Consider the following 24,970-nt stretch of genomic DNA (forward strand, 5'->3'; position numbering starts at 1 on the left):
TCTTATACCTTTCTTGTAAATTGCGTGCCGCACTTTTTACAAGTCACTCGAATCTCACCCTTGCCTTTCGGCGCTCTTTGCTTGAGTTGACAAGTTGGACATGAAAAAATCGTGTAGGTAGCGCTAGCTTGTTGTTCAGGTTGACGTTTCAGTTTATTTTTTATTTTTGTAAACCAGCTTTTGATCGCCACTGTTTTTTGTAAATACGCTTGATTTTCGTTTGAACGAACATAGATTTTCTTTGAACTAAATCGAGCGATGGTCAAAGCGATAAAAAAGAAGAAGAGTAGATAGCCTAAACTGAAAGGCAACCAATATCTAACGACAAAGAAAAATAATCCTAAAACTAACAATAAACGATTCAATGGATCAAGACGCGCATATCTCCCTTTCATAACTTGTTGATATTTTTGTTGAGCTTTCATTATACGTTGTATCCAAATAGGTCCCATTTTTTTCTCCATTTCTCTTTTATTCAAAAAGAAAAAGCCTTAGTTGGCCTTTTCCATCGTCATTTGTTGTAACACATGACGGTTCCGCATAAAATCGATCACGATCAGTTTTTTTTCATCTTCACGTTTTACCACTCGAAAGGTATCTTGTAAAGGTAATGTCAACTTCTTAGATTGGATTTCCTTCAAGCGAACAAAACGACGGATCAACGAGAGCAATTGTGGAAACTGGATCGATGTGTGTAATAATTCTGGATATTTTTTTAATAACTGCGTTGTTTTAAACAAATTTCTTTTTCGGCTGATTTGTTTTAAAAAACTTTTTAATATCTTTTGCTGCCGCTGAAAGATTGAAAGAGAGCCTTCTTCATCGATCTGGTAACGCATCTGACGTTGTAGATCTTTCACCGATAGATGTACTTCAGTGGTACCTGACTCTACGTTGATTCCTTGAGGGAAAAGTTCTGAGATTGCTTTGTCCCACTCATTTAATGATACTTCAAGATAGTCATTCAATGGCAGTTGAAGTTCTTGAACAAAAAATTGCTTGGCAGCTTGAATGCCACCTTGTTCGTAAATTTCACCAATCGTCAACCCTTCTAAATGAAACTCCGGCGAAAAATGCAAGACTGTTTTTTGTTCATCGATTTGCGTATAGATGAATGTCGACCGTTTGAGAATCGTATCTTTTAAAACAACTAAAAAATTCATTCTTCTCCCCCTTTTTTCTATTACAAAATAGCATATTTTCAACGGTTTGTGTGCAAATATGCAGGAGATTTCATAAAATCTTATTCTTTGAATTTTATGCGCATATAAAAAACTTTTTTATGGCTATATTAGTTTTTTTATTCATGTATTTGATGTTATGGGCGATTCATCAACCGTAACCTAGTCTGAATCTAAAGGTGACAATCAACTTATAGATTCAATTCGGCGCGCTTTCTGATTTCTTGCTTGTGCATAAGCCTTGTATTCGTATCATTACTATTTGTTTTACCTATATTTTTAATGGTTGAAAAACTTCTATTTCCCGAAGGGGCCTGTGTATGCTGTGAGACGTTAATTTCTGTCGTTTTTTCCGCGTTTTCTAAGGTAGTTTCTAATTGATGCTCGGTTACTAAATTCTCCACATTAACTACTTCAATCACAGCAAGAGCAAACAATAGGTCGCCGTTTCCTAGTTGGTCAGCTAGACTTCTTTTTACGGGTGCTCGCTCAAAAAAGTTTCGTCCTAATCCAATATCACGAATACAAGTCATCAGCATCTCAGCATCGGTTATTTGAAGGTTTGCTTTTAACATCTTGTCAGTCAGTACAGCATTGAAGACAGCTTGTTTTGTGACAGTCGGCAAATTTAACATCTCACTTACATTCTCCACAAAAGAATCAAACCCTTCGCCATGAATTAGCTTCAGAAAATTTACTTCGTATCTCTTTCGAAGATCTTCTCCACTACTCCTGAAACCTATCGGACTACTTGGACAACTTATCAAATCGTCCGATGACGCGACAATATGGGTCACTTCGTGCATAAGAGTATCCTTGGAACTTGGCTGTGCTTGAATCCCTGGTCTAGTAGCTGGATTTACATGAAAACCATCAAGCATGAAAATAATTCGACATTCAGGGTCAAACCGCATAACAAACGCATGTGCACCCATGCGTCCTTTAATTTGTGAGTAGTAATTTTTTGTCACCTCATCACGCAATAAATCAGTAGAAACAAGCCAAATATTTTTAAAATTAAAATCCTCCGTTTGTTCAAGAAGCTGCGTACTTTTTTTTGCAACTGATAACAAGCGCTTCATAATTTCTTTTAAAATTTGTTCTTGATTTTCCGCATCACTTAGTCTAAACATTTCGATTAAGTAAGCTCCCGCAGTCGTAGGTGCAAGAGCCTTTTCTTTTGATAGTTCCTTCTCCTTATCTATAAATTTCTGGAAATTTTCGTGCGCATTTTTAAACTCTGCAGTAAATTGTTTTAGAAATGGTTTGAGTGATTCTGGTGCCTTAGTGATATCGATACCAGAAAATACACGATAATTCGGATTTGAACCTTCGGGGAAATACTCTTTAATTGCTGAAGTAATTTTCTCTCTTAATTTAGCTTCATCACTGATTACATAAGGCGGTAATTCTGGGACAAACTCCGATAAAACTGGTACTATCACTTTTGGATCCTCCACTATATCTGTCCCATCAGGAAGTTGTATTGCTTGGCGAAGTTTATTCCACTCCTTCGCATAAGGTAGTGTATCTGGAAGCTGGAAATATGGTGGATACCGATTATCAACGAATACTTGTGATGAAGATGACGCTAGATGATCAAAAAGTGAATCGGCGCCTTTTGAAGTGCTAGGAATTTGGTCATCTGAGACATCGTCTTTCCCACCTGCGGGTTGTGCATAAGATTGAAATTTGAGGGCACGTTTTTCTAGTTCTGTTTCAAATCGGAACTGATCATTTGCTAAATCTAAGCGTAAGACTGTCATCGGTTCAAGAATATCGTTTTTAACTAAATGATAGCGCTGTTTCTCTTTATGGAATAAAACTAATGGTACATAACGTTCATTAATCTTGATATAGGTTCTACCTGTCTCTGAACTCATCAAGCCCAAATCATCTGGTGGTGAAAGCGTATTTGGCTCTTTCAATGATTGAAATTTATCGATATTTTTACCTACTTTTTGTAATACTTCTTCGGAGAGCGTTCGCGAAGTGGCTGGTTCGAAATACCATTCAATGCCGTTGTAGTTCACCGGAAAAACCCGTTCTCCTTCACAGATATCATAACGCACGCCTTGCTCCTTGATGACCGTTACTCTTATAGGCGTAATTTTATTTTTCATTACAATGTAGCGGCTACTTTGCTCTCCTTCTTTTTTTCCTGTTAAAATCATTCCGTCACCATAAAACTTGACGTTTAGATTCTTTTCCTCGACAAACTGTTGATCGATATCCACTTTACTGGATAGACGATTGATCAAATCAAGTTGGTCAGAGGTAAAGGAGGCTTGTCCTTCAAACACTCTTAATTGTCCTCCTCGCAACGTATAGAATTCTCCAAAAACATCTCTAGTTTTCAAATTGGTTACTCGCATGTATAGTTGGGCTTTCACCCGTTTGACGAAAACCTTGGGACCATTTTTTTTCAGCTGAGCGGAAATAAGCTCTTTCGATAATGGTTCTGACGGTTTTTTTATTTTATTTAGCTTTACCAGTAGTGGTTTGATATCTTTTCGAATAAATGCGCGTGTTTTCATATTGATCAGCTTCTGGAGGACTAACTGACTACTCCCTTTGACCAGCTCAACTCCCGGATCAATATAACGGATCGCACCTATTACTAGAGACTCTATCTCGGCGATATTGGGAAGGGCCCGCACACTATTTTTAACAATTCCTTCTGCACCACCCACTATTGCTGCTTTTGCCACGGATAAACCGAATTTCAGATTAAGGGAAGTGACCTGTCCCAAAACAGGTAGTAAAAGCACCACGTCGATTGTGCAAGAAATAGCTGCTCCTTTCGTATCTCGATTATTGATCCCAACAATGCAATCATAAAATGGAATAAAATGCTTGACACCATCCCAGGCAGCACTAGCAACTGTTTTATCATTTCCTGAATCATATAATTGGCGATACAACTGGTCCCGATGTTTCTGAGCAATCCTGTCAATAACTGTTCTCAAATCCCCTTTAGAAGTGAGTGCATTCATTCGATCAACTTGACTAGAAAAAGTGTAGTCCTTGTTGCCAATTCGAATCTTTTCCCCGACTTTCGAATATCCTCCTCCCCAGACATTTTTTTTATCAAACAAGCCATATTTAAGATAGAGCATAGGATCCTTATCTACACGATAGATGGCATACCCTCCCTCTTTATCTAGGTTTTTCAAGGCATACACCCGTTCTTCTTTTTCGTTGACAGCTACCAAAATATTCGTCTTTTCTAAATTAAGAGTTGTATCCAGCCAAGTTTCTCGATTCCCAAAAAATACTGGAGGAATTGATCCTGGTGCGGAAGGCGCATAATAGCGCACTTCATTTTTCAATTGAGTAAATGCTTCATAAATATGTGTCTTTGGAGAAATAATAAAATTGAAATCTTCTATATTGAGTGAATGAAATGCATACTCCATCAACTTCTTATTTAATGCACGGTGCTTGTCTGCTACTTCTTTCGTTAATTCGGTGTACCATTTTTCTATATCTCTTGGGATCCATGGCCCGGGGCATGGGTTTCCACCATCAAGATACACTTGATCTCCAAATAAACTCACTCTTATCCCGAGTCGTTCACACTCTGCTAACACTTCATTCACTAAGCCTTTTTTACGACGCCAGTTTATAAAAGCCTCTTCATACTCTTGATACAGATGCTCAACATCTTCTTGATTTTCCATATAATTGAAATAGCCTTTTTGGTAATAACTCATAAAACTACTTAATGCAAATTCTTTATGAATCCCTAACTCCATCGCCTTATTTAACCGCTCTGGCTCTAGTTGTGCTGTAGCTAGTAAGGCTGGCACAAAAAAATAATTCAATTCATTTAAATTATCTATACCTTGATGAGTGGCAATATCAAACAAAAACATTCCTAAAGTATTCGTTTCATTTTTATTGAAATTCGAATGATAGCCTGTATCTTCTAAAAATTTTGAACCAATCAATTGCATCAAAGATTCATAGTCAGAAATCAAAAGCTCATCAGCTAACTGACTTGTTTCTAGGAAATAATTTGGGAGCATTTTTTTTGTCAATAGGATCCATAGTTTCGTTATAGTCTCTTGTTCTTCCTTCTTAGGTCGTTGCTCGATCAGACCAGCTTCAATTAGCTCGTGTACCTCAAATAACTTTCTTAGACGGCCGATAGTAAACGTTGCCGGATCAGGAGCGGAAATAATATTTTGGACAATGTAGGTTTCCACCGATTTTTCCAGAACTGTTTCAAATACCCACTTCATGACTGTTGCTTCAGCGTCCTTATTTGAAATCTTCTCGTCTGACTTCCCTCCATAAAGATCCAACTCATTAAGGATTACTTTCGCAACTGCCTGAACTTTCTCTGGCATTAGCACCGTCCCAACACCTTCTTGCGTAAACCATTTTCCGACTGCAAGTAAAATGTCTTCTTTCGTGGGTCGTTCAGATAGCAATCCTTTTTGTCGAAAAAAAAGTTCAATTTGATTCTTGATATTTTCAGATTGCCATTTTGAAACTATCGCTTTACTCATAGACTGAGATTGTTTTTGCTCTAAAGTATTATCTTTAGGTTTCACTTCCAAAGATGGAGTATCCATTTCTATTGTATCTTTCATCCACTGGACAAATATTTGTTGGGCTTCTTCGTTAGAGATCACCCTCTCTTTTTCATCCCCTAGAATTACCCGAACTAATTCTTTCAATTTCCCCCAATCGATCGTATCAATTTCTAACCCTTCTACTAATGCCCATTTAGCGGCACTTTCCACCAAGATATTTTTATTACTTAGATCGTTAGCAAAACCTCTTTCTGATAAAAAATTGGTCATATTTTTGCATATAAGCTCATATTGTTCAATAGTAAAATTAGGTAAAGAAAAAGCCAATGGTTCACTAATCGTTGGTTTTGAGGAATCAATCTCATTCTCACGTAAAAAAGTGATGATTTTCTTATCTAATTCTTCCCTTTTATTTCCTTTGTTCCATTCATAGGCATAGTTTCTTTTGTCTTTTTCAATTGTATACCCATAATACGCATTATTATTCCCCCACTGAAGATAGATGGCAACAGCTTTATCAATCGATAAATCTTTTTCCTCGAGTTTATACGTTTTTACAATGATTTTTGCTATTTTTTTTACTCGTTTAATTATTGTTTTATAGGTCTCTCCAGCAATAATCCAATGATCTACCGCTTTTGATACATCCGCCAGGGACGCTCCCTGAGTTGGGATTCCCTTTTCATCTAATATCTTTTTCAAATCATAAACTGCTTTTACTATGTTATTCCTTACTTCAAAAAGTGGCGGATAATAGACAAAGGGAATCAATGGATGTTCATGAGATATCAAGTCATAGCGCTCATTGATGAAATCATCATAGATTTGATTACTTTCACTTTTTTGTTCTTGATTACGGGCTAATAAAGAATCTTCCCATGGAGATAACTTATAATAAATCGTTTGCTGATCTATTTTCTTATACTCATTTTTCTCAAGTAAGGTATTGGCTTTCCACTGCATGAAAATTCCGAATAACTGATTGGCTGATAGGGAATCTCCTAGTCTGCTTTGTCCCACTCCATAAGCTTTCAAAATAACATAAGCAAGATACTGTATTTTTCTTGATTTATATGACTTCTTTGAGCCCCAATCTTCTTGGCTATACTTTTCGATTGCCTTTACCAGTTCCAATCCACTGTCAGAAGAGGGTGTAATACCACTTTTTCCAAGGAGTTTCTTCAATTGTTGATTCACCTTACTAGTTTTTTCCCTATGCTCAAAAAGATCATATTGGTAATAAAAAATCGGTAATAACTCTCCGTCGTTTACAAGAAGGTTACGATTATTCATGAGATCTGTCACAAGTTCATCAATTCGCTCTAAGTCTGTTTTCTTAGAGGAAATTGTGGCAGGTGTCGTCTCACTCACAGGCTTGTTTTTTTCTTCATTACTCAGAACATTTGAAGGTGTCCATATAATCTTTTTTATTATTTTAAATTGAACATTTTTAAATATATTATTATTTCGCCATTGAAGGAAAATAGCATTTGCTCGCTCATCAGTCAGTCCGTGTGTTGAGAGGCCACAAGTATCAAAAATGATATGTGCAATCTGTGTTCTTCTAGCAATCACTTTTTCAACTACTTCGCTATTTTCCAATTTTTGTAGATTTGTGAATACATAACGCATTGAGGTATCGTCTTCCAGCCACCAGCCAGAACCCTCCTCTCGTAGATATTTTTTGACCGCTGTATTGATTTTTTCCGTTTCATTCCGTTCTTGAAAAAGAGCGTAATTAAACCAAAATGGTAGTTGTTTTTCACCCAACTCGTACTCAGGCAAGTTAACTTGAATGTATCTTTTAGTAGCTAAAAAAACAATATTAGAGGTTTCCATTTGCAAAGTCTCATAGGATTTCAACGAAGATTCCAATCGATGATCAGACCGTGGATTCAATGGGCTAATATCAAACCATGGAGCTGCTTCAACTCCCTTTACTTTCAGAACATCCCATTTATCAATATAATCATCCAAAGTATCTGATAGTTTATTTGTTAAACTCCAAAGCTGTGAGAAGATCCCTTCCTCTCTAACCTGTGTGATCGAACTTTTTTTTGAAAAAAACAGTCCTTGAAAAGATTCCGGTAAGAAATCAACGAGTGATGCAGATACTGACTCTGCATTCTTGGCTTGATCATCTGATAGAATTTGTTGCTCATCGTTCCTGTAAAATACTCGATTCATCATCCCCAGAAAAAGATCGAGCACTGAAATACCGTTTAAATCTTTCATTTGTTCCGTGAAGGTTGCATTTTCAGGAACGCTAAAAAAAATAGTGAATTGATCGGTCATATCTTTCCAAAAAGCTGCTATCAACGAATCCTCATTGATCGAAACTATCTTGCTGGTACTGCCTGAAGGAATGATGTCAGTTGATCTAAACTGATAGTTAACATTGGCTTCAAATACATTTTTTAATTTCTCAGCCGAATTTTTTGCTATAAAATAGGAGGAATCGGTTTCTTCTGTACGTGGCTCAAAGTGATTTTGGGAGAGAGTTAGGGTTTGCTGTTCATTTGATTGCTGTGCTCTCAGAACAGCTGCTTGGCGGATTTTGCTAAACTGGTTTTGAGTATGATTGAAAGACTTCTGGGAGTCAGGTTGCTTTTGATTAGAAAGTTCTCTATTCATCGTATAATTGGCGCGTTTTGAGAATAGCTGGGCAAGCTGCTGCATGTTGAGATTCCATTGATGTGCTTTAGCCGTTAGATAAATCATTGGATTAGTTGAGGATAGTTGCTCAATGAGGGGATTGGCTGTTTCATGAAAGTCTGGATAGCTGAAACGTTTGAGGTCTACACTTGAACTTGATGAGGGGCTATCCATCGTGAATTTCTTTTCTTTTTGGCGAACCTTTAAATGAGTATCTTCTTTAAAAGCAGCTGACTGTTTCTTTCCCACTTGCTGACGTGTCAGTGGGACTTCCCCTACTATTTGAAAGTTACCTAAGATATTGCAAATATAAAGGTAACCTGTTAAACTTCTTAGACCTTTTGGCGTAAGCGTATTTCCCATTTGATTTGTACGATAATTCGGCCACATTTGATCATTTAACTGTTTAAAATCCTCGTGACGTCTATTGTACAATTTACCAATCTCTTCGGAATAACTGTCTTTAGTCACTATTTTCACTCCTTAAATTTATTTTTATTTTTTCTACATTACACAAAAAATAATACACACACTTTAGAGCCATTACTTAAACTGTTACAATTGTTTTAGTATCCGAGCGATTTTTCTTGATCAACTTAACTACTTTAGTAGCACATACATCCACCGATCCTATATTTAATCGGTCTCAAGGCTAATTATAAGTAAATACAAGAAGTCTACCTCACCTTTTTCCAATTAAAAATCGAAAAAAAGTTTATCTAATCAGAAGTTTCTTTATTTATAATTTTAAGTTATAACCTAAAAAATGCTGATCCAGCAACATAGACAAGCATTTTTGGTAAAAAAAAAGCCGTAAAAAACTTAAAATAGCACAAGGTCTATTTTGTTTTTTTCGACTTATTGTCAAAACAAGATGATCAAATTTTGGTATATTTCAAGGTAAGTGCTATTCCGAATTTAGCCACTTGCATTTGGATGAGTTTCAATTATCTTCTAATAAATCTTTCATTTCAACAACTTCGCGATATTGATGGATTTTCGTAATACCAATTACTTTATCGATATCAATACTAAAACAAATACCATTACCCGGAACATCGATCTTGATGCCTTTTCCTATCGCATCCATCACTTCGTTTGTCAAACTATCTGGTACTAATGTCAGAACGATATCCTTTTCCGGTGAGATATCTAATCCTAAGAATTTTCCTGTGTCATGGACGCCAGAACCACGTCCATGTAAAATCGTCCCCCCTGATGCGCCAGCCTTCTTTGAGTAATCGATCACATCTTCCCCAATGCCACCATCCACGATCGTGACGATCATCTCGAGATTTAGTGCGACTAAATCATTCATTGTTGTTCCTCCATTTGTTGTAATTTTTCTTTGTTTTTCTGATCTTTTTTGTCTTTTTGTTTATAAATGAACCCTAAGACTAATGTTGATAGTATCGGTGTCAATGCGATCATTGCCACCACGCCAAATCCATCAATAATTGGATCTCGACCGTCGATCTGTGTGGCGATTGCCACACTCATAGACAAAATAAAGGTAGAACACATCGGTCCTGTGGCGACACCGCCGTTATCAAAAGCCATCGATAGAAAAAGCTTGTCGACTTTTGCACCTAAAACAAAAGCTAAGCCATATCCAGGAACCAAGAAATAATAAAGAGAAAAACCAGCTAATAAGCGCCACATGGATAGACCGACTGCTAGACCGATCCCAATCGAGATCACTGCTAACATTACTTTTGCATGAATCCGACCTTCACTTAGTTCTTCGACTTGTTTGACCATCACATGGATAGCTGGCTCTGCAAAACCTACTAAAAATCCCATAACAAACCCTAAAGGAATCAGGATCTGATTATTCGCTAAAGAAGCAATTGCACTTCCCAGGTGTTGCCCTACTGGTACATAAGCAACATTTACACCATGTAAAAATAAAACTAATCCGATAGTTGTGATCAAAAAACCTTTCATGATATCAAAAAAACGTTTTCTCCTCAATTTGAATGAAAGAAAGTTCATTAGTACAAATAGGCCCACGATCGGTGCCACCGCAAGGATGACTTCATATCCAACTTGTCCAATACCTGCAAAAAAAGTGACCAAAAAATTCATTGGAAGATCACCCCCAGGATCATGACAGCCAAGATAGGACCAAGTGAGGCAATACCAACCATTCCAAAGCTATCGTTTTCATTTTTCCCTTGGCGGATCATACTTGTCATTCCACCAGCCAAGGCTAGAATAAACGGAACAGTCACTGGGCCAGTTGTGACTCCACCTGCATCAAAAGCAATCGGCATAAATTCATTACTTGTAAAGAAGGAAGCGATAAGTACCGCAAGATAACCGATCACCATCAATCGATAATAAGATAGTTTAAATACGACTCGTAGTAGTGCAAAAGCTAAAAATACGCCGGTTCCAACACTGACTATACCGATCAATAAGACTCGACCAATCTCTCCATCCGAAATATCAAATACTTGTTGACCCAATACTTGCACCGAGGGTTCGGCAATCGTGATCACGATCCCAATCAGAAAACCCAAACTAATGATGATTGGTAGACTTTTCTTTTTGATCATATATTTACCGACCAAATCACCAACTTCCATCATCGAATAATCAGCACCAAATAAAAAGAGACTCATACCAACCATCATCATGATTGCTCCTAAGATGAATCTTCCCATGGTTTCAACATCTAATGGTGCAAATACAAAGGTCAGGATAACGATCAATACCGTCATAGGCATGATTGCAATGATTACTTCTTTAAAATTTTTCCTCATGTATCCTCCTCCTTTACTTCTAGTTTACCTGATTAAAAGTAAGTTTACGAGGAAAAACCGTAAGCGATACCATTTTTATGTAAAAACTGTAAAAAAAACAGCAACAAACTAGCTAAAGCATCAAAAAAAATCAACGAACATTATTTTTTGTTTTTTTAAAAAAAGTCTCAACTACTTGCTATAAGCGATAAAAGCCAAAAATAGATAAACTATTTTTGGCTTTTATCGCTTATTTTTAAGAAGTTTATTTTATAACGAAAGTTATCCATAAATCGAAAGTCTAAAGGGGTCCTTTTTTCTCATTTTTGATTATTCAGAAGATAGTTTCTGAACATGAGATTTCAGGCTTAATTCTGTCTATTTGACAGAACCAATCATCCCTTGAACAAATTGTTTTTGTAAAACGAAAAACACAAGTGCAGTTGGTAAGGTCGCAATCACCAGTCCACTCATGATCATGCCATAGTCTGGTGTATAGGATGCCCCCATGGCTGATAATACTAATGGAACTGTTCGTTTATCTGGAGATTGTAACGCCACTAAAGGCCAGAGGTAATTGTTCCAACTACTCATAAACGTGATGATCGCCGCAGCGGCATACGTATTTTTAGCTGTTGGTAAATAGACACGAAAGAAAATACTTAATTCTTTAAGACCGTCTAAACGTGCCGCCTCTACAAGGTCCTTAGGAAAGGACTTCGCGTTTTGACGGAAAAAGAAAATCAAAAAGGCGGTACTTACTGAAGGTAAGATGACAACTAGAAAACTATTGATTCCTAATATCGTACCATTCAATTGAGAAAACATCCGATACAGCGGGATCATCAATGCCGCAAAAGGGACCATCATCGATAATAACAAAATATTAAAGACGACTTCTTTTCTTTTACTCTTATAGATCTCAAAACCATAACCTGCCATGGAGGAGATCAATAAAGCAAAAATCGTTGTAACCACAGCGATCATTGCAGAATTAAGTAAAGAGCGTGAAAAATTCAAGTCATTCGAAAAGAGATTTTGGAAATTGATCACTAAATTCTCACCAATCATCAGTTTACCTGAACTAATATCCACTGCGGTATTCGTCATCCCTAAAATCATCCAAACAAACGGGAAAATTGAAATAAAGGAAACGATGACTAAAGAGGTATATTTAAAAATGCTCAAGAGTAACTGTCCAATACTCACTTGCTTTTTCGTAATTGATCGGGGTTCACTACTTGTCATTTCTCTCATTTGCTCTCACTCCCTATTTTAGTTTGAATCACTGATAACAAGACGATAAATAGTACGATAACGAAAGAAACAGCTGCGGCATAACCAAAATTCGGGGTGAATTTATAACTCAAATTATAGATATATTGTGACAATGTCGTCGTTGCATTAGCTGGCCCACCACCAGTGATATTTTGTACCTCATCAAATAATTGCAAGGTACCGATCGTTGAAGTGATCGATGTAAACAAAATGATTGGTTTCAAGTTAGGTATCGTGATTTTAATGAACTGTTGCCACCTTGATGCGCCATCAATATCAGCAGCTTCATATATTTCTGGATCGATGTTTTGCATACCAGATAAAAAGAAAATCATATTATACCCTGTCCAACGCCATGTGATGGAAATAATGATCAAAACTTTTGCCCAGAATGGATGAGTCAACCAACCGATCGGGTTATCGATCAAGCCAATTCCAACTAAAAGGTTATTGACTAAACCTGATTGGGAAAATAAACTTTTCATGATCAAAGAATAGCTGACCATTGAGGTAATACATGGCAAGAAAATCGCTGTTCTGAACAATCCTTTGAACTTCAATTTTTTATCATTCAATAGATTTGAAATAAACAATGCCAAAAACAACATGACAGGAACCTGTACTAATAAGTATAAAAAGGTATTGAAAAATGCTTTACGAAAAGTCGAATCTCCTAACATTCGTTGATAATTTCCTAATCCGTTGAACGTCATATTTACAGGAGGTCCACTTTGAAAAGAGGTGATCAGTGCTAACACCATTGGTATAAAAACCAAAATCGAGATCATGATCACTGGCAAAACTAAAAACGCATGACCATTTCTGAATAGATCCTTTTGCTTCATATTATTCCCCACTTTCATTACACATATGTTGAAGAAATACATGCCTCACAGAAAGTCAGACAAAATAGATTGTTATTTTCTTCTAAGCTTTGAACCACTGCCCGTGATTGGTTCCATCAGACAGAGAATAGAAAACGAGCGGAACTTCTTATTTTTTCGAATACCATTGCTAAAGTTATACAGGATAGCTAACGGTGTGAATGTCCATGTCCCCCATACGCGTTTCAATTAATTGCTTATTCCATAAGCGATACCTTCAAACGAACGAACAATACACTCGTTGATCCGTTTGAAGAGATCGCCACTCATTTCTTTGTTGTTCCATTCATAATCGGTTTACTGTTGACGCTGGATATGACTTAATTGGCTAACTGCGCTTCGACTTGTTTTTGCGTATCTGCCAAAACTTTGTCCGCTGATTCACCATTGATGATTCGGCTCAAGGATTCCGCCACAACAGATTCAATGGCATAAGTTTCATGACCATAGTTCACTTCAGGGATTTCTGCTGTCCATTTTGAAAAGTCATCAAATACTTTTTGATTACTATAGAATTCAGATGGCTGTTGATAAGCTTCTTGATCATTCGCACTCAACATGGTCGATACTAAACCAATTTCTTCAGCTAATTTGCCCATCAATTCTTCATTTGTTGCGAATGTCTTTTCCAAGAAATCTTTCGCATTTTCTTCACCAGCTACGCCCTTGATCACATACCAGCCGGCACCACCCAAGTTGGAAGCTTGTGCTTTTTGCATGTTAGCAGGTAGAGCTGGAATCGGTGCGATCTTCCACTTGCCTGATTGATCTTCTGCCCCTTGGATGGTTGAAGAATACCAAGCGCCAGTTGGTGTAGAAGCAACAGCTCCTGATTGGACCGCCGTAACCCCAGCATTCCAGTCAGATGTTTGTTCGACTAGATCTTCTTTAAGCAAGGTAGCAAAGAGTTCTAATCCATATTTTAATGATTCATTATTTTCGATCGTCACTGTTTCTCCATCTTCCGAGGTATACCACTCTCCAGCTTGTTGCATGATCATGCGCACACGACCTAAATCGGATGGATTGACTTCAGAGATTTTTTTCCCTGTTTTTTCTTTGACATCTCGTGCAACTTGTAAATAATCATCCCACGTCAAGTTCTTCATATCTTCTTCCGAATAACCAGCTTCTTCTAAGATATCCGTACGATAGAAATTAGCTGTCACACCTGAGTCAAAAGGTACGCCGTAAATTTTATCTTCAACTTTGTTTACTGCAAATTTATAGGCGGCAAAGTTACTTTCATCCACAATATCCGTCAAATCAGCAAACGCATCTGGGTAAGAAGTAAGGTATCCTTGGATACGGTAGTCTTCGATCAACACAACATTTGGTAACCCATCTGTATTTCCGCTGGCTAATGCCGTATTCAGTTTTTGTACGATATCATCTTGGGACATCGTCACTACTTCCACGTCAACATCTTCATTTTCGTAAAACTCTTTGGCTTCATTGACAGCTTTGATATTAAAGGCCTCATCCCATGCCCAGACCGTTACTTTATCTTCGTTTCCGGAAGCATCGCTGGAAGAATTGCCACAACCGGCAAAAAGTGTAACTGCTGCTGTTAGGACGAAAGCGCTAGCTAAGATTTTTTTTAGTTTCATTTTTTTTCCCACCCTTTTTAGTGTTTGTTTTTCTTACATGCTTATCATAGCAGACTTGCAAGCGTTTTCTTCGTTAATGATCGTTCTCAAGAAAAATATCCTAAAATAAGAAAAAAGTACAATTTTGTCATCTTTTGATTTAGTGAATGAAATTTTAGACTTGCATTTGTAAACGTTTCCCAGTATTTTTAACTTACGTAACAAAGGAATAGGGGGAAAAACATTGAAAAATATCGTATTGATCGATGATGAACAGACCATTCTCTCTGGTCTAAGTACCCTGATCGATTGGCCAGCGCACGACTTCCATCTCAAAGGGGCCTTTTCAAAACCATTAGAAGCGCTCGAATTCATTAAGCATCAGCCTCTTGATATCATCGTAACGGATTTGATGATGCCAGATCTAAATGGTATCGAACTTTCTCGATTGATCAAGAAGGAACAACCTGAAGCAAAAATCTTGGTTCTATCTAGCTATGATGACTTTCAATTGGTCAAAGATTCATTCAAAGAAGGCGTCTCAGATTATTTACTTAAACCAAAATTGAACCCTAGTGAATTTTTAGCTTCTCTAAAGAGTCTGGTGGAACAATCTACAGAAGTAAAGAAACCACGTTTGACAGAACTCGAAAAAACGAGTCAATTACTGAGCAATTATTTGTCCGGAACTTCTCTTGATTTAGGTATGTCACGCAAACAATTCCCACATGACCACTTTTATCTAGTATATTGTGAAGAAAAGCAATCGGAAAAACAGCGTCGGAGTGAACAAATGATTGCAGAAGCACCACGATACACAAATCAGCTCGCCTCTGTCTTTCCTTTTTCTACGACAGCAAATGATATTGGTTATTTTATCAATGTCGCTTCGAAGAAGGCATTCGATCAGTTGATTGAACGATTTCAGCAAGAGCACCAGGCAGATTCTTGTCTCTATGTTGTATCTGATGCACTTGATTTTGAAAACTTTTATTCTGAATTCCTTACATTAAAGCAAAAAAGTAGCGGACAGCACTTTTATCTGACAGATCACTGCGTTATTTGTGAAGATTTATTATCTCCCCTACTCTCTTCTTATGAGCAACAAACAAAAAGTTATTTGACCAAGATCATGAACAAAGATTTTGTATCTGCCATCGAAGAATTGGACAATTACATGAGTAAGGTACTTGATCAACGATTGCAACCAAGCTATCTGAAACACGAGATCATCAATCGACTCTATGCCTTGATCAACGCGATCGCGGACGAACATGAAAAAAGAAAAGAGATCATGACACTAAAAATCACGATTCCAGCACAGATCACGCAAGCAGAACGGTGGGATGATCTGGTCTTGATCGTCAATAATACGACGAAGTTATTGCGTGAAGTCACCACAACCTTCAGAAAAGACAACTCAGATGTGTTGACGTTGATCTATGAGTATGTGCAAGAGAATTATCATAAAGACATCAGTCTACAAACGCTATCCGAAAAATATCATTTTTCTTATAGTTATTTATCGACGATTTTTACAGAAAAGTATGGGATCAATTTTACGAAGTACTTAAAAAAAGTCCGTATCAACCATGCAAAACTATTGTTGAAAGAATCGAATCTTTCGTTAAGTGATATTGGTCAGCAAACTGGATTTACTGAACTTGGTTATTTTTCTCGAGTATTCAAAGAAGAAACTGGGTTGACCCCTTCACAATATCGTAAAGGAATACTGACCGTATGATTAAAAAGCTAAGAGAACACGAGCTTTTGACCAAACTTTTGATCATTCTTTTTATTGCTTTGTTCACTCAAGCAGCGACGATTTCTTTGTTCATTTATCAACGCTCAAGAGACGCCTACATTCAACAATTCGATCAATCCAATCGAATGACCTTACAAAAGATCCAACATGATTTTGAAACATTGAATGACAATATAGAGAACACGTTGACATTATTGGCTGAAAGCTCTGCTGTAGAGGGGTATTTCAAAGAAGGGCAACAAACGACTTTGGAGAAAATCAATCAACTACGTACGGTGCAAAAAATGAATGATTCATTGGCACCGATCTTTCCAAACATCAAAGATGATATTTTTCTTTTTGGGGAAAATGGTCGGATGTTCATTAGTAATGATATGGTGAGTGATCTCACTGCTGATGACTTTTTTCAATTAGAGTTGATCCAGAAAGTCAATGAAAATCCAACAGCGACACAAATGGTCTTTACCCAGTTTGGACTGACGAAACGCGACAAACAATCACCAAGTGTCTTGTTTATCAAAAAGCTTAGATCCACTTTGAACCAAACTTATGGTTATGCTGTCGTTGCCATCACTTCTGATGAGTTGGCAAAAATATTCAGCCAATCAGTCGACCCGCTAATCACGCAAATCGACTTTGTGACAGATGAGAAAAAAATCTTTGCTTCGAATGTTGAAAATCGGATTGGAACGACGTTTGATTCATTTGATGAGTTGGTCGAACACGAGACGTTGACCAAAGCCAATCAGCGGATCACTCGGTTACCACTTTACCGACAAAACTCGGCTTTGGTCAGTGAGGTCAATGTCCACTCGATCGCCGATCAAATGAATGTCATCATTCCGATCATCCTTTATAATATTGGAACACTGATTTTAGGTGGTATCGTAGTAGCGATCTATTTGAATCGCAATACTCGCTCAATCTATCAATTAGTAGATTCATTGAACCAAATCAAAGAACCGGTAGCAGCTACTGTTCCGATCCAGGGAACCTATGAGATCCGGACACTCGCTACTACAATCAATCAGCTGCTAACAACGATCAGTGACAATCATACGCAATCTTTACAAAATGAAAAGAAAAAAAGGACCTTAGAGATACAAGCGATGCAAGCACAGATCCAGCCTCATTTTATATATAATACGTTAACTAGCCTCAAATTTTTAGTGTGGCAACAAGAAAATGAAAAAGCAGTCGCAGGCATTGACAGTTTTATCGATCTCTTGCGCAGTACAATCGGCAATAAAAATGAAATTATCCCTGTGGAAGAAGAATTGAACAGTGTGAGAAGTTATATTGCGATCTTGACACTGCGCTACGGTGATGCAATCTCAACCAAAATCATGGTACCTGAGGAACTTTATTCTTTGTACATGCCCAATATGATCATCCAGCCAATCATCGAAAATGCTTATTTACATGCGTTCCAAACGAAGAAAAGTGGCTTCATCACTTTGTATGGGATGATCAGAGAGGATAAATTGTCGTTTGAAGTTATGGATACAGGTGATGGCTTTGATACGGAACAGCCAACGAAAAACAGAGACTATTTTTCAGGTATCGGTAGCAAAAATGTTCATGAACGAATCCAATTACTTTATGGTGAAGATTATGGCTTACACATTGATTCGGTAGTCGGTGTGGGTACATCGGTAACGATCACGTTACCGATCATAAAAAAGGGGAGTAAAACTGAATGAACGTGTAGACAGAAACAATTCCTTCAGCAATTCTGGCGAACCACTTCTTTCTTGACCTTCAAGTATCAGCCACAACTCATAGGACCCTCTAAAAATCCGCAGAATGGATTTTTAGAGGGTCCTATTTTTGATTTTACGAATTTACATCATTTAATGATAAAACTGAACGCGTGGTCTTCTTCACCACTAATATGATAGGCTTCTTCGACATCCGCTCCCCAAGAATCGATACCTCCGACTCCTCGGACTTTCGCCAACATCGTGACAACCGTTCGCCGTTCCGGTGGCAGTTCCTCTATGTGTGTCGCCTGTTCTAATTCTTCTGCTTTGAACGGTAATGCCGCAAAAGCAAATGGCGAATCCTTTTGTTCAAATCGTAAGGAAAACTCTTCCTGACTTTTATCTGCATTATTCAAGGTTGTCTTGCGCGTGATCTCTAACCACTTGGTATCCATATGGACGCCGCAATCTTGTGGCACTAAATAAGGTGGGATCGGTAGGCCCTCTACATGATAGACCCCAGGTACGCCACCAGCTTTACGATCCGGATAAGTTTCACCTGACAGCCCTTCGTAATCGAAATGAGTGGCTTTCGTTGGCATGATCATGCGAAATCCTATTACTGGCAGTTCGGGTAATCCTTCTTTGCCATGATAGTGCATGTTCACGTGTAGATCCCCTTGTTCATTGACACGATACGTCATATCGACGGTCGTTTGTGGAGTTGTGTTGACAGCCAATGTGAAAGTGATTTCGACTGTATTCGCATACTCTTGATTGCTATAACGATTATTGACTGGTGCGATCGGCAGTTCGATGGCTTGGTCGTTTATTGCAACATGGATTGCTTCCACTTTTAGATACAACCCTGCACCAAGCCACATACTTGAGCGATACCCAAAGCCATTTCCTCGATCATTATCTGTCAATGCTCGCCAAAAAGTTGGTTGCGTTTCACGATAAAGCCATTCTTTCCCATTTTTTTTGAGTGATTCCAAACCACCTCTGGTGTAAGAGAAAATATAATGTTTTTCTTCTGTTTTGATCCCTAAGGTGCAGTCGCCATAAATGATTCTCAGTTTAGGAGCTGTATTTGCCATAATAGTATCTTACCTCCTGTAATGCTGGTTTTTCTTGTCCATTTGCAAAAACGATGCCATTTCCCGAAAACTCATAATCACTTGGACGATCATCAAAATCGCCGCCGTAACGCATGACTTTTCGATTTGTCACTGGATCAAGTACCTCAAGTGCCTGATCTTTAAAATCCCAAATATATCCGCCTTGATACATCTCATATTTGTCTAACAGTGCCATATAAGAACCTAATCCACCTAAAGAATTCCCCATATCGTGCATGTATTCGCACAAGATATATGGTTTATCTGCTTGATTCTCTAGATATTCAGCGACTGCCGTAGGTGTTGCGTACATACTACTTTTCATGTCCGAAACAGAAGCTTCAAATTTGGGATCAACATAATTCCCTTCATAATGCACCAAGCGGTCTGGATCAACCGTCTTGAAGTATTCATTCATCAAGCGAATATTCTCCCCTACATAAGACTCGTTGCCTAAGGACCAGAACAAGATACTGGTATGGTTTTTGAAGGTTTCAAAATTGGTTTTTGCTCGATCTAGCACCACTTCTCGCCATTGCGGAATTCCTCTTGGTACATTATAGGATGGCTCAAAAGCACCCATTTTTTGCCATGACCCATGTGATTCTAAATTGGTTTCTGCCATCACGTGGATACCTGCTTGATCGCAGAGGAAATACCAAGGAATCTGGTTGGGATAATGTGAGGTCCGCACACCATTGATGTTAGCATTTTTAATCACTGCCAAATCCTTTTCCATGTCAGCTAATGTGATTGCACGTCCTGTTTTTTCACTCCACTCATGACGATTGACGCCATTGATGATCAAACGTTTTCCATTCAGATACATCACTTTATCTTTTAACTCGATCTTGCGAAAGCCGAATGGATACTCGACATATTCAGTCACTCCGTCACGGTCCCTGGTTTCAATTTCAAAGCTATACAGATTTGGGGCAAAATGATCCCATAATACTACTTCACCTAAATCAATACTGAGCTGCATCGTTTCGACTATCGTATGCTTTTCTTCATAGATCGTTTGCTTGTCTAAATCAAGGACCCTTACCTGTAAGTCACTTTCAGCTGCGAGATTTTCAAAAGACAACGACACATCTAATTTCCCTTTTTGATACGTGTCATCTAATTGGGGACGTAACCACAAGTCTTCTAAATGATTCTTGCCACGAGCAACTAAAACGACATCCCGAAAAATCCCAAAGAAACGGAAAAAATCCTGATCTTCTAAAAAGGCAGCTGTGCTACGTTTGTGGACTTCGACTGCCAAACGATTCTCTTCTTCTAGATAAGGAGTCAAATCAAATTCTGACGGTGTAAATGAATCTTCTGCATAACCAACGAAATGACCATTCAACCACACATACATGGCTTGTTCGACACCTTCAAAACGAATCGTGACATCTTTTCCCTTCAGTCCCTCTGCTAATTGGAAAGTCGTAACATAGGACCCTACTGGATTTTCTTCCGCTTGAGAGAACATCCCTGCCATTTCCTTTTCTGAAGCAGTTGTATAAGCGGGACGACGAAACTCATGACCTTCCCAAGGATACATCGTGTTGATGTAATGGATCTTATCAAAATCACTTAGTTCAATATGTCCAGGCACATGGATCGTGTCGAATGAACGATCGTCAAAATCTTGTTCAAAAAACTCTTTTGGGCGATTTTCTGCATTTTCAGAAAAACAAAAGCGCCATTCACCATTTAGCGACTGTAGTCGGGAACTTTGACTTCTTATTTCTTCTTTTGAACCGTAGACCGTATGATCACTATGTGCCTTTCGCTGATTCACACGAAAAACTTGGGGATCATCTAACCAATCAATTGATGCTTGCATTTTCTTCTTCCTCTCCTGTAACTATTTTTTCAAAGTGAAAAATTTCTGTTTGAAAATCTCCGTGAAAATCAGGGAGATAAATCCCCATCGTCATTAACTCCGAACCTGAATAAATCAATGAACTTTTACGTTCACGATACATCCCTTCCTCCAAACCAACCAAGCGGATCTCATGAAAAGGCGGTTGTCCAGAAGTTAATCGTCGTGCCATAAAGACAACGATCTCCTTTTTATTTGGAGAAACAAATTGCCACGCTGCAATGTTTTGTTCAAAGGGATTTTCTAAACGGTCAAATTTTCCTTGTTGGATTATTTGACGAATTTCTTTATACGTGCTGATCTGTTCTTTGATGATTCTCTTTTCTTGTTCGCCTAATGCGGTCAAATCTAGTTCATAACCAAATACCCCGCTCATCGCTACGTCCCCGCGTGTCTTTAAATCTGTCACACGTCCACTTTGATGGTTAGGTGATGCGGAGACATGAGCGCCCATCGAGGAAATCGGGTAGCCAAGACTCGTTCCGTATTGGATGTCGATTCGTTCCATCGCATCAGTATTATCACTTGTCCAGGATTGTGGCATATAATAAAGGATTCCTGCGTCAAAACGGCCACCACCACCTGAACATCCCTCCCATAAGATATCTGGGTAAGCTGTGGTCAACTCTTCTAAAAGATCATATAATCCTAAAACATACCGGTGATAGACCTCTCCTTGATTCTCCACGTAAGCAGAGTAAACATCTGATAAGGAGCGATTCATATCCCATTTGATATAATCGATCGGTACCTCATCCAAAATTTTTCGTAATTGCTGACTGATCGAATCTCGCACTTCTTTTCGTGTAAAATCCAAAACAAATTGTGACCGAGATGCCGCAGGCGTTCGTGCTGGTTCTTGCATCAAATAATCAGGCGTCTGACGATACAATTCAGAATCGATCGAGATCATTTCGGGCTCTACCCATAGCCCAAATTTGAGGCCCTTTTCATGGGCATACTCTGCAATGCCTTTCAAACCATTCGCCAATTTCCCTTCATATTCAAACCAGTCTCCTAAAGAAGAAGTATCTGCATCTCTTTTCCCAAACCAGCCGTCGTCTAAGACGAACATTTCCATACCTAACGCTGCTGCTTCATCGATCAGTGCTTCGATTTTTTTGCTAGTAAAGTCAAAATAAGTCGCTTCCCAATTATTGACCAATATTGGACGTGGTTCGTACTGATGCTTCCCACGTGTCACGCGTTCTCGCAGCAGTTCATGATGTATGTGGCTCATGCCATTTAATCCTTCGTCTGAATAAGAAAGGATCATTTCTGGCGTTTGAAACGCTTCGTTGGTTGAAAGTTGCCATTGGAACTGATACGCATTGATGCCACCAACGATTCTTAGTTGATCGATTTGATCTTTTTCGATCTCAAACGCATGATTTCCAGAATAGATAAACTGTAGACCGATGGCTTCTCCAAGATTTTCTGTCGTATGTGTATGTGTCAAAGCGATAAAATTGTTCATTTGGTGACTACTGCTTCCTCGTCGACTTTCAAATGATTTCACCCCCTCAGTGATCCGTTGTCGCGAAATCAAACGCTCTCTAGCGTGGGCTCCAGGTAAAGCGATCACTTCAGTAAATCTGCCAGAATTTGTCAAATCTAATTGAAAAGAAGCTGCTTTATCTAACCAGATCGTTTGCTCTGTTTGATTACGATACTTAGCGGAGCGGATAATGACCCCTCGTTTTTCGTAAATCGTATAAAAAAGATCCACATAGATCGGTAAATCTCGGTCTTTCAATGTGATACACAACGTTTGTGCTTCCTGTTCCTCCAATATATAGGTTTGTGGTAATCCTGAAAGCTTTGGTTTACCTTGGATGATCTGATACGTTTCATATCTTAAATCAAGCAAGCTAGAGCCATTCTCACGTGTGATGATCGTGGCTGGTATGCGATAATCCATACTTCCGTGTCCTGAAAATTCTTGTGGCAACGTATCTTTTGAAAATGCTCGCTCCTCATGCAAAGGGACATTTCCTGAAAAACCGCGATCTCTTCTTGGGTATTTTTTGTTATCGGTATAGTTACTCACTTTTTTACCGAAATGAATATGGCTCAACACACCAGATTCTTCAATTTTCATCACATAAGAAATCAATGGATTCGACAAATGAAAAACATTTGTTTCCGAATCGAATGCAATCAATGATTGTCTTTTCATTTCTTCACCTCACAAATTTTTAGAAACCGTTTACTTTTTAACTAACTCCTGTATACTGTTTACTAAACATATTTGTCAATAACTTTTTTTATATTTCTTAAAGGGGTGATTTTATGGTAGGTATTCGTGATGTCGCTCGAAAAGCGAATGTCTCTCCTGCAACTGTTTCGCGCGTATTGAATCAAGATAAGACGATCCATGTCGCATTAGAAACAAAGAAACGGATTTTTGAAGTTGCAGAAAAATTGAACTATGATATCAATAAACGAAAATATATCAAAAAACGAATGCCCTCGATCGGTGTGATCTCGACGATCAGTAAGGCAAGTGAAGCACAAGATGTCTATTACAAAGAATTACGTATGGGATTAGAAGAAGAAGCAAACCGCCTGCATATTGGCATGAATCGAATTTACAATCTCTCTGACAATCCCAAGGAATGGAAAGACCTAGATCAACTAGGAGCGATCATCGTAGTTGGAACAGTGACGAAGCAGTCGATCACTGATCTATTATCACAAAATCAGCATTTGATCGTTGTTGATAATCCTGATATCCAACAAGAAGTCGATATGGTTTATGGAGATTTAGAGCGAATGACCAAAGCTGTTTTAGAGTTATTTCTAGAGAATGGGCATCATCGAATCGCCTATATCGGTGGCTACCAAGTTGATATGGATGAACGAGGAGGCAAGACGATCAATCCAGATGAAAAACGCGTCCGTGCCTATTTGCATTTCATGTCCGATCACCAGTTACAAGATTACAGTACGCACTACCTGGGAAATTGGACCGAAGAAGACGGTGAACGATTAGCTGAAGAGCTGATCCAAAGCTCTGATCCACTTCCAACCGCACTCCTTGTAGGAAGCGATCCAATGGCAATCGGCGTCTATCACACCATGAAAAAGCACCATTTGGCCATCGGTAAAGACATCATGATCGCCAGTTTCGATAACATTGAAGCAGCCAGTAGACTAACTCCTGGCTTGACCACTGTCCAAATCAATGCCAAATCCATCGGTAAAGCCGCTGTTCGCTTAGCCGTCGAAAGAATCGACCAAATCCGCGACGAACCCATTATTTTGACCTACCCCACCCGATTAGTGGTAAGAGAAAGCTTTGTGCCCAAGAGGTTGTGAGAAAGCCGTTCAGCTCCAAGCAGTAAGGCGGAAATTGGGAAAATAGCTTCTCATATTTTTTCAATTTTCGACTTAATGTCGTAGGAGTTGGCTTTCGAACACCGTTTATCGGAGGTTGTGAAATGAGCGCTCTGACCTGAGCAGTAAGATAGAAAATCGGAAAATAGCTCCTCATATTTTTCGATTTTTTAGCTTAATGTTGAAGGTCAGCTCATTGAACACCGTTTATCAGAGGTTGTGAAAGGTGCGTTCAGCACTGAGGCATAAGATTGAAAAAATAGAAAATGGTTCTTTCATTTTTTATTT

General features: G+C 38.4%; 14 protein-coding genes and 1 pseudogene. 3 read left to right on the top strand and 12 right to left on the bottom strand.

Features of this window, described 5'->3' with window-relative positions; translation table 11 throughout:
- Positions 1-2 precede the first annotated feature (2 nt).
- The 9 genes and pseudogenes from EM4838_RS07470 to EM4838_RS07510 all read right to left on the bottom strand — a co-directional run bounded on the left by EM4838_RS07470 (position 3) and on the right by EM4838_RS07510 (position 14,899).
- Entirely contained in the window at positions 3-425 is a 423-nt protein-coding gene (locus tag EM4838_RS07470) for a hypothetical protein (protein WP_233433775.1), read from the bottom strand.
- Between the two features lie 66 nt (positions 426-491).
- Complete coding sequence (locus tag EM4838_RS07475) at positions 492-1,163, bottom strand: LCP family protein (protein WP_071866306.1); 672 nt, start codon at positions 1,161-1,163, stop codon at positions 492-494.
- A 209-nt stretch (positions 1,164-1,372) separates the two neighbouring features.
- Positions 1,373-8,851: a QWxxN domain gene (locus EM4838_RS07480; protein WP_071866305.1), complete on the bottom strand. Its 7,479-nt coding sequence runs from the start codon at positions 8,849-8,851 to the stop codon at positions 1,373-1,375.
- A gap of 472 nt (positions 8,852-9,323) precedes the next feature.
- Entirely contained in the window at positions 9,324-9,698 is a 375-nt protein-coding gene (locus tag EM4838_RS07485; protein WP_019723997.1) for a P-II family nitrogen regulator, read from the bottom strand.
- Positions 9,695-10,468 carry a DUF1538 domain-containing protein gene (locus EM4838_RS07490; RefSeq protein WP_071866304.1) on the bottom strand — a complete coding sequence of 258 codons (774 nt, stop codon included), beginning with the start codon at positions 10,466-10,468 and terminating at the stop codon, positions 9,695-9,697. Before EM4838_RS07490 ends, EM4838_RS07485 begins: the two co-directional genes overlap by 4 nt.
- The gene (locus EM4838_RS07495; protein ID WP_071866303.1) at positions 10,465-11,148 is read right to left on the bottom strand and encodes a DUF1538 domain-containing protein; all 684 of its coding nucleotides are present in this window, start codon (positions 11,146-11,148) and stop codon (positions 10,465-10,467) included. Before EM4838_RS07495 ends, EM4838_RS07490 begins: the two co-directional genes overlap by 4 nt.
- Positions 11,149-11,505: 357 nt before the next feature.
- Positions 11,506-12,312: pseudogene (locus tag EM4838_RS07500) on the bottom strand (carbohydrate ABC transporter permease); the annotation flags it as partial.
- A gap of 68 nt (positions 12,313-12,380) precedes the next feature.
- The gene (locus EM4838_RS07505; protein ID WP_071866301.1) at positions 12,381-13,250 is read right to left on the bottom strand and encodes a carbohydrate ABC transporter permease; all 870 of its coding nucleotides are present in this window, start codon (positions 13,248-13,250) and stop codon (positions 12,381-12,383) included.
- Positions 13,251-13,609: 359 nt separating this feature from the next.
- Complete coding sequence (locus EM4838_RS07510; RefSeq protein WP_071866300.1) at positions 13,610-14,899, bottom strand: ABC transporter substrate-binding protein; 1,290 nt, start codon at positions 14,897-14,899, stop codon at positions 13,610-13,612.
- A gap of 223 nt (positions 14,900-15,122) precedes the next feature.
- Here EM4838_RS07510 and EM4838_RS07515 point away from each other — a divergent pair, with 223 nt between their 5' ends.
- Positions 15,123-16,622, top strand: coding sequence for a response regulator transcription factor (locus tag EM4838_RS07515; RefSeq protein WP_071866299.1), 1,500 nt, complete (start codon positions 15,123-15,125; stop codon positions 16,620-16,622).
- On the top strand, positions 16,619-18,346 hold the full coding sequence (locus EM4838_RS07520) for a cache domain-containing sensor histidine kinase (protein ID WP_071866298.1): 1,728 nt from the start codon (positions 16,619-16,621) through the stop codon (positions 18,344-18,346). The genes EM4838_RS07515 and EM4838_RS07520 overlap by 4 nt, the downstream gene beginning before the upstream one ends.
- Before the next feature lie 146 nt (positions 18,347-18,492).
- On the opposite strand, the gene EM4838_RS07525 is transcribed toward EM4838_RS07520, so the two are convergent.
- From EM4838_RS07525 to EM4838_RS07535, 3 genes are read right to left on the bottom strand one after another with little or no spacing between them, the layout of a single operon-like run.
- The gene (locus EM4838_RS07525) at positions 18,493-19,446 is read right to left on the bottom strand and encodes a beta-galactosidase small subunit (protein WP_071866297.1); all 954 of its coding nucleotides are present in this window, start codon (positions 19,444-19,446) and stop codon (positions 18,493-18,495) included.
- Complete coding sequence (locus EM4838_RS07530; RefSeq protein ID WP_071866296.1) at positions 19,427-21,304, bottom strand: glycoside hydrolase family 2 TIM barrel-domain containing protein; 1,878 nt, start codon at positions 21,302-21,304, stop codon at positions 19,427-19,429. The genes EM4838_RS07525 and EM4838_RS07530 overlap by 20 nt, the downstream gene beginning before the upstream one ends.
- On the bottom strand, positions 21,288-23,522 hold the full coding sequence (locus EM4838_RS07535) for an alpha-galactosidase (protein WP_071866295.1): 2,235 nt from the start codon (positions 23,520-23,522) through the stop codon (positions 21,288-21,290). The genes EM4838_RS07530 and EM4838_RS07535 overlap by 17 nt, the downstream gene beginning before the upstream one ends.
- Positions 23,523-23,635: 113 nt before the next feature.
- Here EM4838_RS07535 and EM4838_RS07540 point away from each other — a divergent pair, with 113 nt between their 5' ends.
- Positions 23,636-24,664 carry a LacI family DNA-binding transcriptional regulator gene (locus EM4838_RS07540; RefSeq protein WP_071866294.1) on the top strand — a complete coding sequence of 343 codons (1,029 nt, stop codon included), beginning with the start codon at positions 23,636-23,638 and terminating at the stop codon, positions 24,662-24,664.
- Positions 24,665-24,970: the final 306 nt, after the last annotated feature.

Source organism: Enterococcus mundtii (genome assembly GCF_002813755.1).
Taxonomy (GTDB): Bacteria; Bacillota; Bacilli; order Lactobacillales; family Enterococcaceae; genus Enterococcus_B; species Enterococcus_B mundtii.

Coding starts and splice junctions, on each gene's coding strand:
- EM4838_RS07470 (WP_233433775.1), bottom strand. CDS start 425: ATGAAAGCTCAACAAAAATATCAACAAGTTATGAAAGGGAGATATGCG.
- EM4838_RS07475 (WP_071866306.1), bottom strand. CDS start 1,163: ATGAATTTTTTAGTTGTTTTAAAAGATACGATTCTCAAACGGTCGACA.
- EM4838_RS07485 (WP_019723997.1), bottom strand. CDS start 9,698: ATGAATGATTTAGTCGCACTAAATCTCGAGATGATCGTCACGATCGTG.
- EM4838_RS07490 (WP_071866304.1), bottom strand. CDS start 10,468: ATGAATTTTTTGGTCACTTTTTTTGCAGGTATTGGACAAGTTGGATAT.
- EM4838_RS07495 (WP_071866303.1), bottom strand. CDS start 11,148: ATGAGGAAAAATTTTAAAGAAGTAATCATTGCAATCATGCCTATGACG.
- EM4838_RS07505 (WP_071866301.1), bottom strand. CDS start 13,250: ATGAAGCAAAAGGATCTATTCAGAAATGGTCATGCGTTTTTAGTTTTG.
- EM4838_RS07510 (WP_071866300.1), bottom strand. CDS start 14,899: ATGAAACTAAAAAAAATCTTAGCTAGCGCTTTCGTCCTAACAGCAGCA.
- EM4838_RS07520 (WP_071866298.1), top strand. CDS start 16,619: ATGATTAAAAAGCTAAGAGAACACGAGCTTTTGACCAAACTTTTGATC.
- EM4838_RS07525 (WP_071866297.1), bottom strand. CDS start 19,446: ATGGCAAATACAGCTCCTAAACTGAGAATCATTTATGGCGACTGCACC.
- EM4838_RS07530 (WP_071866296.1), bottom strand. CDS start 21,304: ATGCAAGCATCAATTGATTGGTTAGATGATCCCCAAGTTTTTCGTGTG.
- EM4838_RS07535 (WP_071866295.1), bottom strand. CDS start 23,522: ATGAAAAGACAATCATTGATTGCATTCGATTCGGAAACAAATGTTTTT.
- EM4838_RS07540 (WP_071866294.1), top strand. CDS start 23,636: ATGGTAGGTATTCGTGATGTCGCTCGAAAAGCGAATGTCTCTCCTGCA.